The 17300-nt window shown below is 50.7% G+C and carries 14 protein-coding genes and 2 pseudogenes; 2 read left to right on the forward strand and 14 right to left on the reverse strand.

Translation table 11 applies throughout. The features are described 5' to 3' along the window. Window positions 1-2 precede the first annotated feature (2 nt). From O71_RS11065 to O71_RS11080, 4 genes are read right to left on the reverse strand one after another with little or no spacing between them, the layout of a single operon-like run. Entirely contained in the window at window positions 3-728 is a 726-nt protein-coding gene (locus O71_RS11065; protein WP_007656605.1) for an N-formylglutamate amidohydrolase, read from the reverse strand. Further along, complete coding sequence (locus O71_RS11070) at window positions 722-1978, reverse strand: glutamate-cysteine ligase family protein (protein WP_007656606.1); 1257 nt, start codon at window positions 1976-1978, stop codon at window positions 722-724. The genes O71_RS11065 and O71_RS11070 overlap by 7 nt, the downstream gene beginning before the upstream one ends. After that, a complete protein-coding gene (locus O71_RS11075) occupies window positions 1968-3446 on the reverse strand; it encodes a RimK family protein (protein WP_007656607.1) in 1479 nt (492 codons plus the stop codon). The genes O71_RS11070 and O71_RS11075 overlap by 11 nt, the downstream gene beginning before the upstream one ends. Before the next feature lie 3 nt (window positions 3447-3449). Beyond that, window positions 3450-4172, reverse strand: coding sequence for a hypothetical protein (locus tag O71_RS11080; protein WP_007656608.1), 723 nt, complete (start codon window positions 4170-4172; stop codon window positions 3450-3452). 198 nt (window positions 4173-4370) lie between these two features. Between O71_RS11080 and O71_RS11085 the strand changes: the two genes are divergently transcribed. Next, window positions 4371-5057: an MCP four helix bundle domain-containing protein gene (locus O71_RS11085; RefSeq protein ID WP_007656610.1), complete on the forward strand. Its 687-nt coding sequence runs from the start codon at window positions 4371-4373 to the stop codon at window positions 5055-5057. Window positions 5058-5146: 89 nt separating this feature from the next. Here the strand turns inward: O71_RS11085 and argH are convergent. From argH to O71_RS11125, 8 genes and pseudogenes are all read right to left on the reverse strand, one after another. Then, a pseudogene (gene argH, locus O71_RS11090) lies at window positions 5147-6477 on the reverse strand (argininosuccinate lyase). A gap of 133 nt (window positions 6478-6610) precedes the next feature. Then, complete coding sequence (locus O71_RS11095) at window positions 6611-7675, reverse strand: M20 family metallo-hydrolase (RefSeq protein WP_007656616.1); 1065 nt, start codon at window positions 7673-7675, stop codon at window positions 6611-6613. Beyond that, on the reverse strand, window positions 7668-8465 hold the full coding sequence (gene argB / locus O71_RS11100; protein WP_007656619.1) for an acetylglutamate kinase: 798 nt from the start codon (window positions 8463-8465) through the stop codon (window positions 7668-7670). The genes O71_RS11095 and argB overlap by 8 nt, the downstream gene beginning before the upstream one ends. 290 nt (window positions 8466-8755) lie before the next feature. Continuing rightward, window positions 8756-9706: an acetylornithine carbamoyltransferase gene (locus tag O71_RS11105; RefSeq protein ID WP_007656621.1), complete on the reverse strand. Its 951-nt coding sequence runs from the start codon at window positions 9704-9706 to the stop codon at window positions 8756-8758. Next, entirely contained in the window at window positions 9706-10854 is a 1149-nt protein-coding gene (locus O71_RS11110; RefSeq protein ID WP_007656623.1) for an aspartate aminotransferase family protein, read from the reverse strand. Before O71_RS11110 ends, O71_RS11105 begins: the two co-directional genes overlap by 1 nt. 249 nt (window positions 10855-11103) lie before the next feature. Further along, on the reverse strand, window positions 11104-12105 hold the full coding sequence (argC, locus tag O71_RS11115; protein WP_007656624.1) for an N-acetyl-gamma-glutamyl-phosphate reductase: 1002 nt from the start codon (window positions 12103-12105) through the stop codon (window positions 11104-11106). Then, window positions 12105-13300 (reverse strand): annotated as a pseudogene (gene argG / locus O71_RS11120) (argininosuccinate synthase). Before argG ends, argC begins: the two are co-directional and overlap by 1 nt. Before the next feature lie 7 nt (window positions 13301-13307). After that, window positions 13308-13976 (reverse strand): N-acetyltransferase, encoded by a 669-nt coding sequence (locus O71_RS11125; RefSeq protein ID WP_007656626.1) that lies wholly within the window; start codon window positions 13974-13976, stop codon window positions 13308-13310. Between the two features lie 550 nt (window positions 13977-14526). On the opposite strand from O71_RS11125, the gene O71_RS11130 reads away from it, so the two are divergent. Beyond that, window positions 14527-14745 (forward strand): hypothetical protein, encoded by a 219-nt coding sequence (locus O71_RS11130; RefSeq protein ID WP_007656628.1) that lies wholly within the window; start codon window positions 14527-14529, stop codon window positions 14743-14745. Window positions 14746-14805: 60 nt separating this feature from the next. Here O71_RS11130 and O71_RS11135 read toward each other — a convergent pair whose 3' ends face one another. Both O71_RS11135 and O71_RS24290 read right to left on the reverse strand, forming a co-directional pair. Beyond that, window positions 14806-16053, reverse strand: coding sequence for an aspartyl protease family protein (locus O71_RS11135; RefSeq protein WP_040574182.1), 1248 nt, complete (start codon window positions 16051-16053; stop codon window positions 14806-14808). A 239-nt stretch (window positions 16054-16292) separates the two neighbouring features. Further along, on the reverse strand, window positions 16293-17300 hold a 1008-nt coding region (locus O71_RS24290), incomplete at its 5' end, for a DUF5686 family protein (protein WP_007656632.1).

A 17300-nucleotide genomic window follows, 5' to 3' on the forward strand; every position in this document is an offset into this window, starting at 1 on the left:
CTCTAAATAGCATTCTCAGATAGCAGGGTCCTGTTTCGGAGCACTACTTCCTGCAGTGTGGTGGCCAGTAAAGCTTGTATTTCCTGCCAGCGGGCACCTCCTTGCTGCGGGAATTTCTGGTTAACTTCGAGTTCAATGCCCACATATTCATCAGCCGTGAACTTGCGACGCAGGTATGTCGGGAAACCATCGGATATGCCCAGGTATGGGTAGTTGAAACGGACCAGCAGTTCTTTGTCGGCTTTGTTCAGAGCGGCCTTCCACTCCTTGCTGTAGGCCTGCTCGTGCTTTCGCTTCGGATCATAGAGTAAACCGATGTCAGCCTGCCGCTCATCCCCATCCAGCACCGGCGTGAAGGTATGGACCGCCACATGCAGCATGCGACGTCCCGCTGACACAAAATCAGAAACCATTTGCTCCACCTGTTCCCGATAAGGCTTGTAGTGTTTTTCAAGCAGACGCTCCTTTTCAGCGGGCGGCAGCACTTGTGTGAATTCAGAGAATAGCCTGGCATGGTGCAGCGAACGATTCAGTTCTACCAGCAGCCTGCTTGTTTCAGCGTAGAATCCCACATCAGCAATTGGTTTCATGGTCTGATATAGCTCCAATGCTCCGATGTCGTAGCCCTGGTGCGTTTTGAGTACGTCCTCCTGACCATGAAAGAGTGGCGCATAGGCAGATGGGATCAGGTTTCCTCCGTGTTCGCAGGTGAGTAATAGTCTCAGCATGGCTTATCAGGTATAAATACACCGCCCTGCCCCAAGCAGCGGGCAAGGCTCAGGTATACGCGATGAATGTCCTCCTCGCCCGGATTTTCACCCAAGGCTTCGACAATACGCTTGGAAAGGCAGCCACGCGACAGGATCACATTCAGTGCATGGGCCACATGGGGTTGCTCTTCCAGATTGAGGGTTTCGGCCACAATATGCTTCCACAATTCACCCACGGTACAATTATCTTCACAATCGAAGCCAAAGCAGTCGATGAAATCGCGGTCATTGATCACGGTTTCCTGTCCGCTGCGCACCACCTGCAGGAAGAGGTCAGACAGTCGGTTTTCATCCCATTGCTTCAATTTGTCTATACCTATCCAGCGCTCCCCTACCAGCGCCTGTATGGCCGCCACCACAGCTTGCAGCACGGCCAGGTCAGCCACCGGACTCTCCTGTATGTCAATGATGCGAATCTCGATGGCATTGCGATCGAAGCGGGCGATGGCTCCGCGTGAGTTCAGGAACTCTTCCTGCAGCACACCCTTCGGGTCATGTGGTGCAACAGCCGCATACATCCGGTTAAGGATCTGCTCCCGGTAATCCTTTTGCGTGAAAACAGGCTCGGGCACCACCTTGCCGGCAATGGCCGGAATCTTATCCTGGTTGTGGCGGTATACCTCCAGGCGGGTGTCCAGCAGACCAGAGAGCTTTCCATCCAGCACAGGTGAAGAGGCAGCCAAGGCAGGTATAAGCGGCAGCACCATCCGGATGGCCGCATGCAGCTTTCCAAACTCCTCGTCGTTGCCAAAAGGCAGGTTCAGGTGGGTGCTCTGCAAGTTGGCCCAGCCATGCCCGCGACAGTCAAAAATGCGGTTGTAGGCTTCGTAAACAGCATTATGCTCGTGGGGCCACAGTTTAGTTTCTTCGAAGGGATTCATCAGGGGGTGCGCTCCCGTCGGCAACAGCATGGCATTATGCTTCTCCAGCATCTGATTTATTTTCTTCACATGCTCCTGAAAGTCGTTTTCCAGACCGATCAAAGTATGGGTAGGGGTCTGCGTCTTCAGCTCCACAACATGCAAAACCAGTTCATTGGACCAGGCCATTTTGCCGAACTCCACATCCGACACGTAGGCACCTACCTCATCATAGATCAATTGATCTGTGATAGGCCGTACCTGCAGCGTGTCCCGGTCCACGATCATGTATTCCATCTCCACGCCATAGCCTTCAAACAGGTGCAGCGTCGCGGTTTTAGTACTCATCTGTTCTAACGTTCTTGTTGTCATCTATGCGTTTCTTTATGGATTTAAGGATAGCGGTATAAAGTTCTTTTTTCAATATCTGATCCTCACAGCCGGCATCAATGCTTGGGTTGTCATTCACTTCAATCACATAGGCCTTGCCGTCTATTTCCTTTATATCCACCCCATACAGCCCATTGCCAATCAGGTTTGCTGCCTTAATGGCCGTGTGCAGCACCACAAAAGGCACTTCTTCAAATGGCACTGTCTCGTGATCACCCTCTGTGTCGTTTTTCTTCTTGCCGTTCCAGTTGTAGATCTGCCAGTGCCCCTTGGCCATGTAGTACTTGCAGGCATAAAGCGGCTGCTTGTCCATGATCCCGATGCGCCAGTCAAAGTCGGTCGGTGTGAACTCCTGCCCGATGATCAGTTCTGAGTCGACGAGCATTTCATCCAGCTCACGCTGCAGACCTGCACTGTCTTTGGCCTTTACGACACCCTGCGAAAAAGAGCTGTCCGGCTTCTTCAGCACACAGGGTATACCGAGTTCCTGCTCTACAAGTTCGCGGTTGTCTTTGTGGATGATCATCGTCTTCGGTATCGGCACTTTGGCTTTGGTCAGCAGCTCAGCCAAGTATACCTTGTTGGTACAGCGCAGGATCGAAATCGGGTCGTCGATCACCACCAAACCGTCAGCATAGGCTTTACGGGCAAACTTGTAAGTGTGGTGATTGACAGAAGTTGTTTCGCGGATGAAGAGGGCATCAAACTCCGGCAGGCGACGGTAGTCGTCTTTGGTGATCATCTCCACATAGAAGCCCATTCCCTCACCGGCCTCTACAAAGTGCTGCAATGCCTTTTTGTTTGAGGGAGGCTCTTTTTCGTCCGGGTCCACCAGAATGGCCAGGTCATAGATTTTGTTGCGCCCGATCTTGGCACCCGAAAAGCGATGACGTGCGAAATAGGATTTGGCATAGCGTAACAGATAACGCCAATGGTGCTCCGGTACATCATTGATAGGTATAGCCGAAATACTCTGCAGCACCCATTCATCTTTGTAAACAAACTGCGCACGCAGCAGGGGAGCCTGAAACAGGTCATGCAAATGCTTACAGAGCTTTTCGTATTTCTTGGCCACGTTCTGCCCGAAGTAAATGCTCAGGGTAAAGGACTTGGACCGCAGACTTCCCAGCGTCTTCTGGATCAGTTCATTCAGCTCCACGGTAATCGCCCGCACAATGGTCGGGCTCTTGAGATCCTGCATAGTGGCCACGCTCGGGATGGGTTTATGCCCCCTGGCTTCAGCCAGAAGCGATACGTAGTAACCGGCGCTCTGGTATCTGTAAGAACGGCACAGGTTAAAAATACGGGCATTTTTTATATCAGTATAGGCAGTATCGGTCAGGTAGGTTTGTACATCCACTACTTCCACATCTTCAATCGCCACATCCCAGTCTTTGGAATAGTCCACAACTACTATTTTTCGCATGATTTATTCGTCGATAGGTTCAGATTTTGCGGGCTGTATGGCCAGCAGGTTGGCATCGTAGGTAGCCATGCCCAGCATAATGGAGTTGAGCAGGTGCGATGCCTTCACCTCGTAATAATTGTTTTGAAAGAATGGATTCTCCTGGTAAGGATCCGCCACCACAATGTGTTTCTGATCCTCTGCAAACCCGCAAAGCACCACAAAGTGTCCCATCGGGTAACCTCGCACATCATCGTAAATGGAGTTTCCGCTTTCGTCGCTGAACTCGCGGGCACTCTGGTAGAGGTAGGTCGCGCTGAGCCCTGTCAGCAGCGGAATGTCCCGATCAAAATACTCTTTCAAAAGACCCTTGGTCAGGTCGGTACAGCGCAACTCACCACCCCGCTGCAGGAAATCAATGTAGGCCAGGGTGGCCCTTCTGAACTTGGTGCCTTTCTTAAACTCCAGCTGCTCCTCCAGTCTGGCAATGATCTCATCATTGCTGAGCTGAAACCAGGTGGGGTCGAAGATATGAAGGTTGTAGGTATAGATGCGGGCCCGATAGCCGCGCTCCAGGGCATGACAAGCCAACAGCACCTCCAGCGTTCCGCCTTCGTCCAGGTAGGGCACTTCCTTGATCACCTCGCTCAGTGAGATGGGATCTTTGAAATAGCGATAAACCGCATGCAAACTGGTAGGTCCGCAAGTGGAATCATCAGGTTGCGTATGGATCTTGATCGGTATCACGGGCAGCTACTTTTGCGTTGCACTTTATATCAGTGTGCCTGTTATACGCGGACCATGCAAGAAGTTATCTGTATTTTAGAAAGAAGAATTAACAATATGCCGCAAGTCCAGCACAATTCTTGCGTGTAATTAAATGTGTTTCATTGGGGAATCTAAGCCATAAAATGTATATTGTCTTTTACCTAAAACTTACCTGTTATGAACTGGGCCTATCGGATAACAAAACGTGATAAAGTAGCATTTGCGCTGGGTTCAGTGTTTGCTATCATCATCCTGGCTAACTGGTTTGCCAGCTACAGCATTGGTCGTGTAAGCAATCAGTTCCGTGAAGTATACCACGACCGCCTGGTGCCTTCGCTGGTTATATCGGATGTGATGGAACGCTACTATCAGAACCGCCTGACACTCGAAGACCACATCCTGTCCACCGCTGCATCAGAGCAGGACAGTCTCCATCAGCTGGTGCTGGCAAATACGGAAGAGATCGAGTCCTTGATTGACAAATTTGAAAGCACATACCTGATCGAGCGCGAGAGCGAAGGTCTGGCCACTTATAAGATAGAGTTTAAAAAGCTAGTGGCTGTGCAGGATCGTATTCTGCAGCTAAGCAGTGCAGGCGACAAGGCCAAAGCTGAAAACCTGTACCGCACAGAGGGACACCAGGCCTTTCTGCATCTACTGGAGCCATTGCATGAGCTGATCGCGCTACAGGGAGAAGTTGGAAAAGAACTGTATCAGTCGGCCGACAGACAGGTTAAAACGCTTAAAGTACTTTCATACCTGGTAATCGGTATGTCGGTGTTCATAGCCCTGCTGATTGCTACACTGCTACAGGCTACACGCAAGCTGAAGAACATCAAGCCCCAGAATTATCACTGGAATTAGAGAGGTCAGGTAGGTTGCCTGATTTATGAAAAAGGGAAGCAAGTTAATTTCTTGCTTCCCTTTTTTGATGTCAAAAGCTGTCGACTCTTTTACTTTACCAGTTCACTGATGGCTTTGTTGGCTCTTTCAAAATTGAAGTCGGCTATTGTCTGGTTCATTAGAGAGCCAATTTCGCTGTTGCAAAGATTTCCGATGCTTCCTTCGTGGGTATGGCGCACAGCTTCAGGAACAACAAAAGTACCTGCTTCAATTCGCTCTCCTACCACCTTATACGCATCCCGAAAAGGCATACCTGCCAGTACTTCCGCATTTACGGCATCGACACTGAAGGCGTATTTGTATTTCTCTTCTTCCATGATCTGATCACGCACTTCCAGCTGCGGCAGCATGAAAGTCATCATTTGCAGGCAGTCTTTCAGTTCCGTGATGGCTGGGAAAAGTGATTCCTTGAGTAGCTGGAGCTCCCGGTGATAGCCAGAGGGCAGGTTGATGAGCAGCATGGAGATCTCCGTGGGCAGCGCCTGCAGCTTGTTGCACTTACCACGCATGATCTCAAACACGTCCGGGTTCTTTTTGTGCGGCATGATGCTGGAGCCGGTGGTGAGGTTATCCGGAAGACGCACAAAAGCGAAGTTCTGGCTCATGTACAAACACAGGTCCATGGCCATGCGTGCCAGCGTCGCGGCAACCGAGGCAATAGCTGTACTGACTACACGTTCCGTTTTACCACGGCCCATCTGTGCATACACCACATTGTAGTTCATGGTGCTGAAACCCAATAAGTCAGTTGTCATCTGGCGGTTGAGCGGGAAAGATGAACCATAACCGGCGGCAGAACCAGTGGGTTTTTGTCAGTCACTTTGTAAGCCGCCTGCAGCAAAAGCACATCGTCTACCAGACTCTCGGCATAGGCGCCAAACCACAACCCAAAAGAAGACGGCATGGCTACCTGCAGGTGGGTATAGCCAGGCAAAAGCTTGTCTTTGTGACGCTCGCTCTGCTCCTGCAGCACATCAAACAACGCTCTAACTTCCTGCACGAGTTGCTGCAGTTCATGGCGCAGGTATAGCTTAAGATCGACGAGTACCTGGTCATTGCGCGAACGTCCACTGTGGATCTTCTTTCCTGCTTCCCCCAGCTTGCGGGTCAGCTCCAGCTCTACCTGGGAGTGAATGTCCTCCACTCCCGGCTCAATCTCAAAATCACCTGCCACAATGCGGTGGTAGATCGCCTTCATCTCTTGCTGCAGGAGTTCCAAATCTTCCTTCTCCAGTAAGCCCACCTGCTCCAGCATACGCGTGTGCGCCAAAGACCCCAGCACATCAAAAGCAGCCAGCTGCATGTCAAATTCAGGGTCACGACCCACGGTAAACTGCTCTATCTCTTTTTTGACGTCGGTGTTCTTTTGCCAGAGTTTCATGGGGTTATTTTTGAATGAGTAATTGAGTGAATACTTTATGTCATTTCGAATGCAATGAGAAATCTGAATTAGGTCTGGTTCGTAATTGATTCAGATCTCTCCTAACGTCGAAATGACAGCAACCTGTTTACAATTATTTTACTACCTTTTCAAGTATATTGATGTAAAGCGCTATACCCTCTTCTATTTCATCCAGGTAGATGAACTCATCCGCCATGTGTGAACGGGCAGAGTCGCCGGGACCGAGTTTGAGTGAAGGTATAGAAAGTAGCGCCTGGTCAGAAGTGGTGGGTGAACCATAGGTGCTGCGCCCGAGGGCTATACCTGTTTGTACCAGCGGGTGCTCCATCGGTATAGAGGAGGGCTTCAGCCGCATGGAACGAGGCGTCACTTCAGCTTTCACATGCTGCCGGATTACCTCGAGCACTTCTTCCATACTATAGGCATCGGTCAGGCGCACGTCTACCGTGAACCTGCACTTGTCCGGTACCACGTTATGCTGTGTGCCCGCCTCTAGCATCGTCACAGACATTTTCACCGGCCCCAGATGCTCCGACACTTTCGGGAAACGATAGGTCTGGAACCAGGTGATATCCGGCAGTGCTTCATAGATGGCGTTCAGACCTTCTTCACGGGCAGCATGGCCGGAGCGACCGATAGCCACGCAGTCCAGCACCAGCAACCCTTTTTCAGCCACAGCCAACTGCATCAGCGTTGGTTCCCCGACAATAGCTGCCTCCAACTCACCGAGCTCCGGCAGCACCAGTTCCAGCCCATTCCGGCCAGAAACTTCTTCCTCAGCAGTAGCGGCATACACCAGGTTATATCGAAGCCCTTCCTGCTCATAGAAGTATAGAAAAGTCGCCAATAACGACACAAGGCAGCCACCGGCATCATTACTTCCCAGCCCGTACAGTTTCCCATCTTCTACAGTAGCTGCAAACGGATCGCGGGTATAACCAGTGTTTGGCTTTACGGTATCGTGGTGTGAATTAAGCAGCAGCGTAGGCAGTATCGGATCGAAATGCTTGTTAAAAGCCCATATATTGTTGAGCCTCCGGTGCACCTCCACTCCTCTTGACTCTATGAAAGCAGCAATTGTACTAGCTGTTTTGTCCTCTTCTCTACTGAAAGAGGGTATAGCGATCAGCTGCTGTAACAGATCCAGTGCCTCTGGGTATAGGTTCTTCTTATCCATGTTTCAAGGTGATAGTCGTGCCTGAGAATCCCTGGGCTGTAGCAAGTGAGGGTAGAGCCTCTGCCTCCCCGATCAGTACCGCACTGACGCCATGTTGCAAGGCAGCAAAAGCGTTGTCGAGTTTTGGAATCATCCCGTCTTTCACCACACCTTCGGCCTTCAGGCTGCTATACCTGTGCTGATCGATGTGTGAAATAACAGCATCATCATCTTCGGCATCAGCCAGCACCCCCTTTTTCTCAAAGCAATATACCAGCTTCACCTCGTAGTGTGGGGCCAGCGCCTTAGCTAATACAGAGGCAATGGTGTCGGCATTGGTGTTGAGCAAACTGCCCTGACCATCGTGTGTGAGCGGAGCAAACACAGGCGTAAGACCTGCCTGTAAAAGCGCTTCTAATGCATTTGCGTTTACAGTCTCCGGTCCTGCTATGTCGCCGGCAAAACCATAGTCAACTGTTTTAACAGGACGCTTGGTGGCAGGTATGGCATTGGCATCGGCCCCGGTCATACCGATGGCATTGCATCCCAAAGCCTGCAGCTGCGCTACCACGTTTTTGTTGATGAGCCCAGCATAAACCATCGTCACCAGCTTGAGTGTCTCAGCGTCGGTCAGGCGGCGGCCCTCTACATAAGCGGGTTCTATGCCGAGCTGCAGCCCGATCGTAGAGGCAATTTTGCCGCCGCCATGCACCAGTAGTTTCGGACCAGGCAGCGCAGCGAAATCAATCAAAAAACGCTGCAACCGCTCCGGGTCATCCAAAACATTTCCGCCAATTTTTATGATGTACATATTGTGATTGAGTGATTTGGTGAATGAGTGAGTTAGCGATTTGAATAGTAGGTTTGTGAGTGGTCGATGGAGTCAATGAAATGGTCTAGCGAAGTCGATGATTGTGTAGGGACAGGTCGTGACCTGTGCGCAGGTATAGCGATCGGCGACTACAAACAAAAAATGATTTGTTTTTGTACCATCACATATAACACACAACTACTATATGTGATTCGTGCTTGATTCGGACAGGTCGCGAACTGTCCCTACACCTGAAATATCGCAAAACCACTCAATCAAAAACCACTAAATCATTTCCCCTCCAGCATCCGCTTTAGTACAGCCTGCGCCGCATAAAGCCGGTTGTTTGCCTGCTCAATAACCAGTGAGTTCGGTCCGTCCAGCACTTCATGGCTTAACTCCAGACCGCGGCGCACAGGCAAGCAATGCATTACTTTGGCGTTGTTAGTCAGGGCAAGCTTTTCGTTGGTGATCATCCAGCCTTCGCCGTCTGTTAGTACTTGTCCGTACTGCTCGTAGCTTGACCAGTTTTTCACATACACAAAGTCAGCATCTTGCAACGCCTCATCCTGATTGTGCAGCACCTGTGCGCCTTTGGTAAATTCTTCTGCCAGATCGTAGCCTTCCGGATTGGTAATCACGAGCTCTACATCCGCCTGCTGCATCCACTCCGCAAAAGAATTAGCCACGCAATGCGGAATCGGTTTGATGTGCGGTGCCCAACTCAGTACTACCTTCGGTTTCTTTCCAGCTGTCGCCTGCTCTTTTATCGTGACCAAGTCGGCAAGACTCTGCAGCGGGTGACGCGTGGCCGACTCCAGACTAACAATCGGAACGCCGGTCAGCTCGATGAATTTGTTCAGCAAGTCTTCGCTATAGTCCTCTTCTCTATCCTGTAGTTTCGGAAAAGAGCGGATGCCGATGATGTCGCAATACTGCCCCATCACAGCAGCGGCCTCCCGGATATGCTCCACCGTGGTGCCGTCCATGATCACACCATCACGGGTTTCGAGTGCCCAGCCTTCTTTGTCGAGGTTCATCACCATTACGTTCATACCCAGGTTCATACCTGCCTTTTGGGTGCTCAGGCGGGTACGCAGACTTGGGTTCATGAAGATAAGTCCAAGCGTTTTATCCTGACCTAGTGCTTTGTGCGCGTATGGGTTATTTTTCAGTTCGAGTGCTTCGTTCACCAGGGCGGCTACGTCCTGCACATCGTGTACGGAAGTGAATTGCTTCATCAGGCAGTTACTTTTTTACTAAGGATCGTGGAAAATGCTTTCAGGAATTGGTCGGCTTCGGATTTGCTGATGGTGAGTGCCGGCAACAAGCGTAGCGTATTCTTGTTAGAAGAACTGCCCGTGAAAATGCCGAACTCATTAAGCAACAGCTTACGTATACCTGCGCACGGCTCGTGCAGTTCTATGCCAATCATCAAACCCATTGCACGCACTTCTTTCACGCCCGGCATCCCTTCGAGTTTCTCACGCAGGTAATGCCCCATGATGGTAGTATTATACAATAACTCTTCCTTCTCAATTACCTCCAGCACCGCAATAGCCGCCGCACAAGCCATGTAATTGCCGCCAAAGGTGGTTCCCAGTAATCCGTGGCGCGCCTCTATTTCCGGGCTGATCAGTACGCCACCCACCGGAAAACCATTGCCCATACCTTTGGCTACGGTGATCAGATCTGGCTTGATGCCTGCATGCTGGTGCGCGAAGAATTTACCGGAACGGCCGTAGCCTGACTGCACTTCATCCAGTATCAGCAGCGCACCCACCTGTTTACAGCCGGCTTCCAATGCTTTTAAAAAATCCATATGTGGGATGTTTACCCCTCCAACACCCTGTATACCTTCCACGATCACAGCAGCCAGTTCCTGCCCATGCTGTTGCAAGGCCTCTTCAAAGGCAGCCACATCATTAAAAGGAAGGAAAATGATATTCTCGGTCTGGTTGATCGGAGCCACGATGCTCGGATCATCCGTGGCAGCGACGGCAGCTGAGGTGCGGCCATGGAAGGATGCCTTAAAGGAGATGACCTTTTTGCGACCTGTCTGGAAAGAAGCCAGTTTCAAGGCGTTTTCGTTAGCTTCGGCGCCGGAATTGCACAGGAAAAGGCTATAGTCTACGTAGCCGCTGAGCTTGCCCAGTTTTTCGGCCAGTTCTACCTGCAGCGGATTCTGCACGGCGTTGGAGTAAAAGCCGATGTCGTATAGCTGACGCGCGATGCGCTTCACATAGTGAGGGTGAGAGTGACCGATGGAGATAACAGCGTGACCGCCGTACAGGTCGAGGTATTTGCGGCCTTCTTTGTCCCAAACAGAAAGACCAGCGGCTCTTACAGGTTCGATATCGAAGAGCGGGTAAACATCAAAGAGGTTCATGGCTATGGAATTAGATGTAGGAGGTTAAGAAATAGATGTAAAACAGGGTTCTTGGGTATTTGAGCATGCTTACTTTAATTGCTGATTGTTAATTGCTTTAATCTTCTAGAGTACCCTCGCTCGCGTCCCGCGAGTGTGAGTTATTTAGCGGACTCTGGCCGCTACTTTCTGTATCTCTCGGCACAAGTGGCGGGACGCCACTGAATAGCTCACACTCGCGGGACGCGAGCGAGGGCGTGTTCAATTATATTAGAAGGCCGTTGCTTTCAACTTCAAGCCAGTTGTCTCCTCCAGCCCGAATACAAGGTTCATGTTCTGCACGGCCTGTCCCGCAGCGCCTTTCAGCAGATTGTCGATCAGGCTGGTGATGACCAGCATCTGACCGTGCTTCTGCAGGTATAACAAACACTTGTTGGTGTTCACCACCTGCTTCAGGTCCGGGTTTTGTGTCGTGACAATGGTAAAAGGATGCGAAGAATAGTAGTTCTTGTACAGTTCCTGTGCTTCCTCCAGCGACAAATCGGTTTGCAAGTAAGCTGTGATGAAAATGCCCCTTGCAAAAGGTCCGCGGTAAGGTATAAAGTGTATGTCTGGCTGATTCTCTGGTTGAAGGCTCAGCAGACTGCGCTTGATCTCGCGCAGATGCTGGTGCTCCATCACTTTGTAGGTCGAGATATTCTCGGTACGCCAGCTGAAATGTGAAGTCGCGCTCAAACTCTGGCCTGCTCCTGTCGATCCGGTTATACCGCTCACATGCACCTCAGCATTAAGCAAATTCTGCTGAGCCAGCGGCAGCAAAGCCAGCTGTATACCTGTAGCGAAACAGCCCGGGTTGGCAATGTGCTGCGCCTGCTGTATCTGCTCACGCTGTAACTCCGGCAAACCGTACACAAAGCCTCTTTCTCCGGCCTCAACCCTATCACTTAAAGTACTTTCGTTCCAGCGGAAATCCTGACTCAGGTCAATGACCTTGGTCTCGGCAGCCATTTCGTATTCGGCCAGAAATTTAGCAGCCTCCCCATGCCCGGCGCACAGGAAAAGCACATCGACCGATATAGCCGCATCAGCAGAAAAAAGCATTTCTGTTTCGCCCAGCAAATCCGGGTGTGCGGCGTATACCGGCTTGCCCGCCTGGCTGCGGCTCTGCACGAAAGCCAGCTCCACGTTGGGGTGCAGCAAAAGCAGACGCAAAAGCTCGCCACCGGCGTAGCCCGCCCCGCCTACTATACCTGCCTTTATCGTAGCTGCCATTATAGTTCGGTGTTGTTGATCTTGTGGTACATCATGGCCTGGTTGCCGAATATCTTCGAGAAACCTTTCACGTCCTCACCTGACCAGGCATTGTTCATTTCGCCGTAGCTGCCGAACTTAGACGACATCAGGTCATGCTCCGACTCTATACCTTCCACCTGGAAGCGGTAAGGCGCCAGCAGCACATGTACTTTGCCGGTCACATTCTCCTGTGTTTCCTGCAGGAAGGTCTCGATATTACGCATGGTCGGGTCGATGAACTGCCCCTCGTGCAGCCAGTTGCCGTACCAGGTCGCCAACTGGTCTTTCCAGTAAAGCTGCCACTTCGTGAGCACGTGTTTCTCCAAGGTATGGTGCGCCTTGATGATCACCATCGGAGCCGCCGCCTCAAAGCCAACTCTTCCTTTAATACCGATGATCGTGTCGCCCACGTGGATGTCGCGGCCAATGGCAAATGGACCCGCTATACCTTGCAGCGCCTGAATAGCCTGCACCGGGCTGTCGTATTCCTGATCGTTGATACCTATCAGCTCGCCTTTCTCAAAATGCAGCGTCACGCGCTCAGGCTGCTCTTTGGTCAGCTGCGTTGGGTAGGCCGACTCCGGTAGTGGCTGGTGCGAGGTAAGGGTTTCTTTACCGCCAACAGAGGTACCCCAGATACCTTTGTTGATCGAGTACTGTGCTTTCACAAAGTCATACTCCACGCCGTGCTGTTTCAGGTACTCAATCTCTTCCTCACGCGAGAGTTTCATGTCACGGATCGGTGTAATGATCTCTATCTCCGGAATCATCACATGAAAGATCATGTCAAAGCGCACCTGGTCGTTGCCTGCTCCCGTGCTGCCATGCGCCACATAGTCTGCTCCAAGAGCTTTGGCGTGACGGGCAATGGCCATGGCTTGTGTCACACGCTCGGCACTCACCGACAGCGGATAGGTATTGTTTTTCAGCACGTTCCCGAGATCAGGTACTTGATACAGCTCTGGTAGTAGTACTCTGTTTCGTCCAGATTCGTGTGCTGCGTCACGCCCAGATCATAGGCACGCTGTTCGGTCTGCTGCAGTTCCTCTTCCGAAAAGCCGCCGGTATTCACGAGAACGGAATGTACTTCCAGGTCTCTTTCAGCTTTCAGGTACTTTACACAGTAAGAGGTGTCGAGGCCGCCGCTGAAGGCTAAAACAACTTTCTTTTTCATGCTAACTTTAAATGCTTGTCGGGTTGATGTTCGGGTTAGTGTGGCCTTGCGCAAAAGTGCCGTAGCCAACAGGTATAGCCGGTTCTTCAATTGGCGTCAGGATCTGCAGCTGTTCACGGGCGATCGGCTTTTGCTCGCGGGCCGGATCGTAGAGCATGGCGGTGCAGAGGCAGTTGCTGCGGTTCTTCATCACCAGAATCTCATAGTTTATGCAGCTCTTGCAACCACTCCAGAAAGCGTCATCGTCAGTCAGCTCCGAGTAAGTAACCGGACGGTAGCCCAGGTCAGAGTTGATCTTCATCACGGCCAGACCGGTGGTTAGGCCGAAGATCTTGGCGTCCGGGTATTTGGTGCGCGAAAGCTCAAATATCTTCTGCTTGATAAGTTTGGCCAGTCCGCTTTTGCGAAGTTCCGGCGACACAATCAGGCCAGAGTTAGCAACATACTTGCCATGGCTCCACGTTTCAATGTAGCAGAAACCTGCCCACACGCCGTTCATGTCCAGGGCGATCACCGCTTTGCCTTCCAGCATTTTCTGGGCGATGTACTCGGGTGTGCGCTTGGCTATACCTGTCCCTCTGGCCTTGGCAGACGCCTCCATTTCATCGCAGATCTGAGCAGCGTAGCCGGTATGTTGCACATCGGCAACGGTAATGATAAAAGGTGATGGATTCATTTTGGAAAATATATACCCCAGCTATGACTGTGCATAACCAGCTGATACAGAACTAAAACAATCAGAAACAATGCTGTAGAAAGGCTATGCAGCTAAGCATACCTTCGTCAGGCAACATGTTATCACTATAAGAAATGGGGAAGAATGACCACCACGTAAGCAGTCGGGAAGCACGTCGGCCTAGGGCCTGTAGCGGACCACGGCGTTAATGGCCCTCAAAACTATCCTGGCAGACAGGATAGAAAAAGACGCACCCTTCGGAGAAAGGTGATTTACCATCGCTGATGATAAAGTCGGCTTTTTTTTCATTTTAAAATTCAGTTCGATCTTTTAAACAGGCCTCTGCCTGTTATGGAAAGCAAAGGTTTTGAAATAATATCGAATTAAACAACAAAGAGTTGTAGTTTATTGTAAAATTTACACAATCTGATAAAATGTTACAACATTTACCTCACGTACTACTAAGACTTCACCTTAAATACGGATTATCCAATCAACAGAGATGTAACGGTACCTGTGAAAAGACGGGTTTTGTGTATCTTGCGGCACCATGAAAAATCTGTCTTTAAGTGTCATCATCGGCATCCTTTTCTCTGCTATTGGCACTGCCTCCCTTTTCCTGACCCGTGACCCGCTCATGGCTGCCATCTGGCTCAGCTTTGGTAACGGACTTATCCTGTCGAATCTGCGATTTAGCAGACCTGATGCAGCCGGAAATATGGTAGCAACACCTGTCCCTAAGGTTAGATTCTATGTCGGCATTGCCTGATCGTGATGGCTGTTGTTCTGCTGGGGGTACAGGTATACACGGATATGCAACAGGCCTAAATCAGATCCTGCTCTGCAGAACCATTTCCACGTTAACTAATTTGGAGTCGCGCTTAAGCCTCATTCTCAGCTTGCGGCCTGGCTTGGTGTCAAAGAGCTCGAGCAGTTCATCCAGCGCCAGTTCTTTGCAATCGCGGCCGTTGATGTTGATGAGCTGATCACCTGGCAGCAGTCCACTCTCCTTGGCCGGGGAGTCGTCTATCACATGCGACACAATGTAAAAGTTGGCACCAGGCAAGGGTGTACTAATCTCGAAGCCTGTCATGTTGTAGTAAAACGGGTCGCGGTATTTGCGGTTAGGAACGAGTATCATGCGCTCGTGCGGGTAGTCAAAAATAACGGTGAATCGTTTCAGAATATCGGAGCCCAGGTTGCCATTGCGGTTCGCCAGGTTGAGCGCTGCTTTGATCGACTCTTCGTCCGGAAAGGAAGCAGGCAGATCCTGCAGCTCATACTTGCCAAGCGAAAAACTATTGATCCGCCCGATCTTACCGTTGATGTCGCCGCTTAATCCGCGCCCCAGGTAAGCCTCCATCACTTTGGGCGGCAACTGCAGGCGATCGTTTGTGGGCAGGTAGAGCGAAACTGAATGGCTTGCCCCCGTATCGATCACCAGTTTCACTTTAATCGAATCGCCATTGTGCTGCCGCACTCCCGCCTCCACATAGGCCTTGGTGTTCTCGATGTGGAGCGGGTATACCTCTCCTTTTTTCGGAATTTTGAGCTTAAGGTCGGGTCGGTATAGCGTTAAAGTTTTGCTGCTGTAGTTAATCTTGACGATAAAATTGCGGAAGATATCATACCCGATAATACCATGTATGGACATTCCCATACGTGTCGACAGATTGAAAACATCTTCCATCAGCACATACACCTCGTGGTTCATTCCCATGATGCCCGGCATGCGCATGTAGTTTCCTTTTGAGTAAAGCGCCTCTATCTCGTGCCCGGTGCCCAGACCCTGTATCGAAATACGACCGGCTTCGTGCAGGCTGAGGGAATCAGAGTAATGCAAACGGGTAATCAATGTATTTTTCACACCGGAGTCCAGTATGAAGTTGAGCTGTTTGGAGTCATTGATCTGCACCGGAATGATGATCAGATTGTGAACCAGCTTGAAGGGAATGGTAATGCTCTTGCGCTTTGACGTAAAGTAAACCGTATCGCTGGCAAAGGCCTGCCCTATTGCTTCGGAGAACAACAGACAGAAGCAAAGACAAAGCAGGATGAAGCGGGAAAACCTTGTCATGACAAAATCTACATAAGACACAGACAATCAGTCTTATTAGTATACGTAGATTTTAAGCCAGGATAGCATGGATACTGAATAATATTGCTTTAGTGCAACATTGAGCAGATTTTTTTCTTCCCTGAAAGCAATTCATGATGCAGATTGTAACAGAGAAGCGCTGTTATAGCTGTAGGTAACAAGTGGTGGTGGGAGTCACTTTACAGGTATAGTCAGCGCTTCAGCTACTGCTACTTTGGTTAATTCTGATTAAACTTCAGAAGCGTAGCTATACCTATCCTGAAACCCATTTCCTGGAAGCTGCGGTCATTGAAAGAGGCCGCCGTTTCGATGCGGAACACCCGGAACACATTATCCAGCGAATAGCCAACTTCATAGTAGTGCGGCGAGTGCTGCGTTTTGAGGTAGTTGAAGAAGATGTTCTCTTTTATACCTGTGAAGCGTACCTCCGGTATCTGGGTGAGCAGGAACTTGCGGAACTGGTAGTGCGTGTGCGCCGAAAGGTAGCTGCCGTTGGTGCTGTACTGGTAGTAGTCGAGCAGGCGGAAAGAACCGGCCGGTTTGAGACTGCTCAGGATGGTGCGGTTGCCGTCGAAGTGGTTGTAGTCCATGAAGTACATGCTCTTGCTATTGAGGAACGTGCCCCCGCGTAGCTCAAACTCCAGCTTGCCCCGCACCCCAAAAGCCAGCGCATGGTTGATGCCCAGCTGCACCTGGTCAAAATTCACGTCACTGCCCAAAATACCCGATACACCCTTGCGGTACATCAGCAATAGCTCCGGCGACTTTTCCATGATTGGATACTTACGTCCATTGTACATGCGGTAACGCTGCACCGGGCGATAGCTTACATTAGCCTGCAGCACCAGCGCCTCGTGCTTCGGAAACTCCGTGCTTTCCAGCTCTATGTTATCAGGTGTGCTGGGCGTGAAGAACCTGTCTGCGTCGGAATAGAAGAAGCTGCGGTCGGTGTTGTTGTAGAGCTGACTGCGCTGCGACCACTCCAGGTTTCCGCTCACCTTCAGCCATACCGAAGGCTTGTACTCAAAGCCCGTCTCTACAAAACTCTTTTCGTAGATTTTCATGTAATTGCGGCGGAAAAGCAGCGTGCTGAGTGTGTTGATATGCGGGTGGATCGGGTTATCGCTGTTGAACTGCTCCACAAACTGACCGCCTTCCAGGTATAGCAGGTGCGATTTACCTTTACTCCTGACCGTATGCGTCAGCCTTGTCTTGGCATAGAACGT

This window comes from Pontibacter sp. BAB1700 (genome assembly GCF_000277005.1).
Taxonomy (GTDB): domain Bacteria; phylum Bacteroidota; class Bacteroidia; order Cytophagales; family Hymenobacteraceae; genus Pontibacter; species Pontibacter lucknowensis.

What these genes read in the sequence shown, in the direction of transcription:
- O71_RS11075 (WP_007656607.1), bottom strand. Translation starts at nt 3,446, where the DNA reads ATGCGAAAAATAGTAGTTGTGGACTATTCCAAAGACTGGGATGTGGCG.
- argB (WP_007656619.1), bottom strand. Translation starts at nt 8,465, where the DNA reads ATGTACATCATAAAAATTGGCGGAAATGTTTTGGATGACCCGGAGCGG.
- O71_RS11085 (WP_007656610.1), top strand. Translation starts at nt 4,371, where the DNA reads ATGAACTGGGCCTATCGGATAACAAAACGTGATAAAGTAGCATTTGCG.
- O71_RS11135 (WP_040574182.1), bottom strand. Translation starts at nt 16,053, where the DNA reads ATGACAAGGTTTTCCCGCTTCATCCTGCTTTGTCTTTGCTTCTGTCTG.
- O71_RS11065 (WP_007656605.1), bottom strand. Translation starts at nt 728, where the DNA reads ATGCTGAGACTATTACTCACCTGCGAACACGGAGGAAACCTGATCCCA.
- O71_RS11105 (WP_007656621.1), bottom strand. Translation starts at nt 9,706, where the DNA reads ATGAAGCAATTCACTTCCGTACACGATGTGCAGGACGTAGCCGCCCTG.
- O71_RS11070 (WP_007656606.1), bottom strand. Translation starts at nt 1,978, where the DNA reads ATGAGTACTAAAACCGCGACGCTGCACCTGTTTGAAGGCTATGGCGTG.
- O71_RS11095 (WP_007656616.1), bottom strand. Translation starts at nt 7,675, where the DNA reads ATGGATAAGAAGAACCTATACCCAGAGGCACTGGATCTGTTACAGCAG.
- O71_RS11130 (WP_007656628.1), top strand. Translation starts at nt 14,527, where the DNA reads ATGAAAAATCTGTCTTTAAGTGTCATCATCGGCATCCTTTTCTCTGCT.
- argC (WP_007656624.1), bottom strand. Translation starts at nt 12,105, where the DNA reads ATGGCAGCTACGATAAAGGCAGGTATAGTAGGCGGGGCGGGCTACGCC.
- O71_RS11110 (WP_007656623.1), bottom strand. Translation starts at nt 10,854, where the DNA reads ATGAACCTCTTTGATGTTTACCCGCTCTTCGATATCGAACCTGTAAGA.
- O71_RS11125 (WP_007656626.1), bottom strand. Translation starts at nt 13,976, where the DNA reads ATGAATCCATCACCTTTTATCATTACCGTTGCCGATGTGCAACATACC.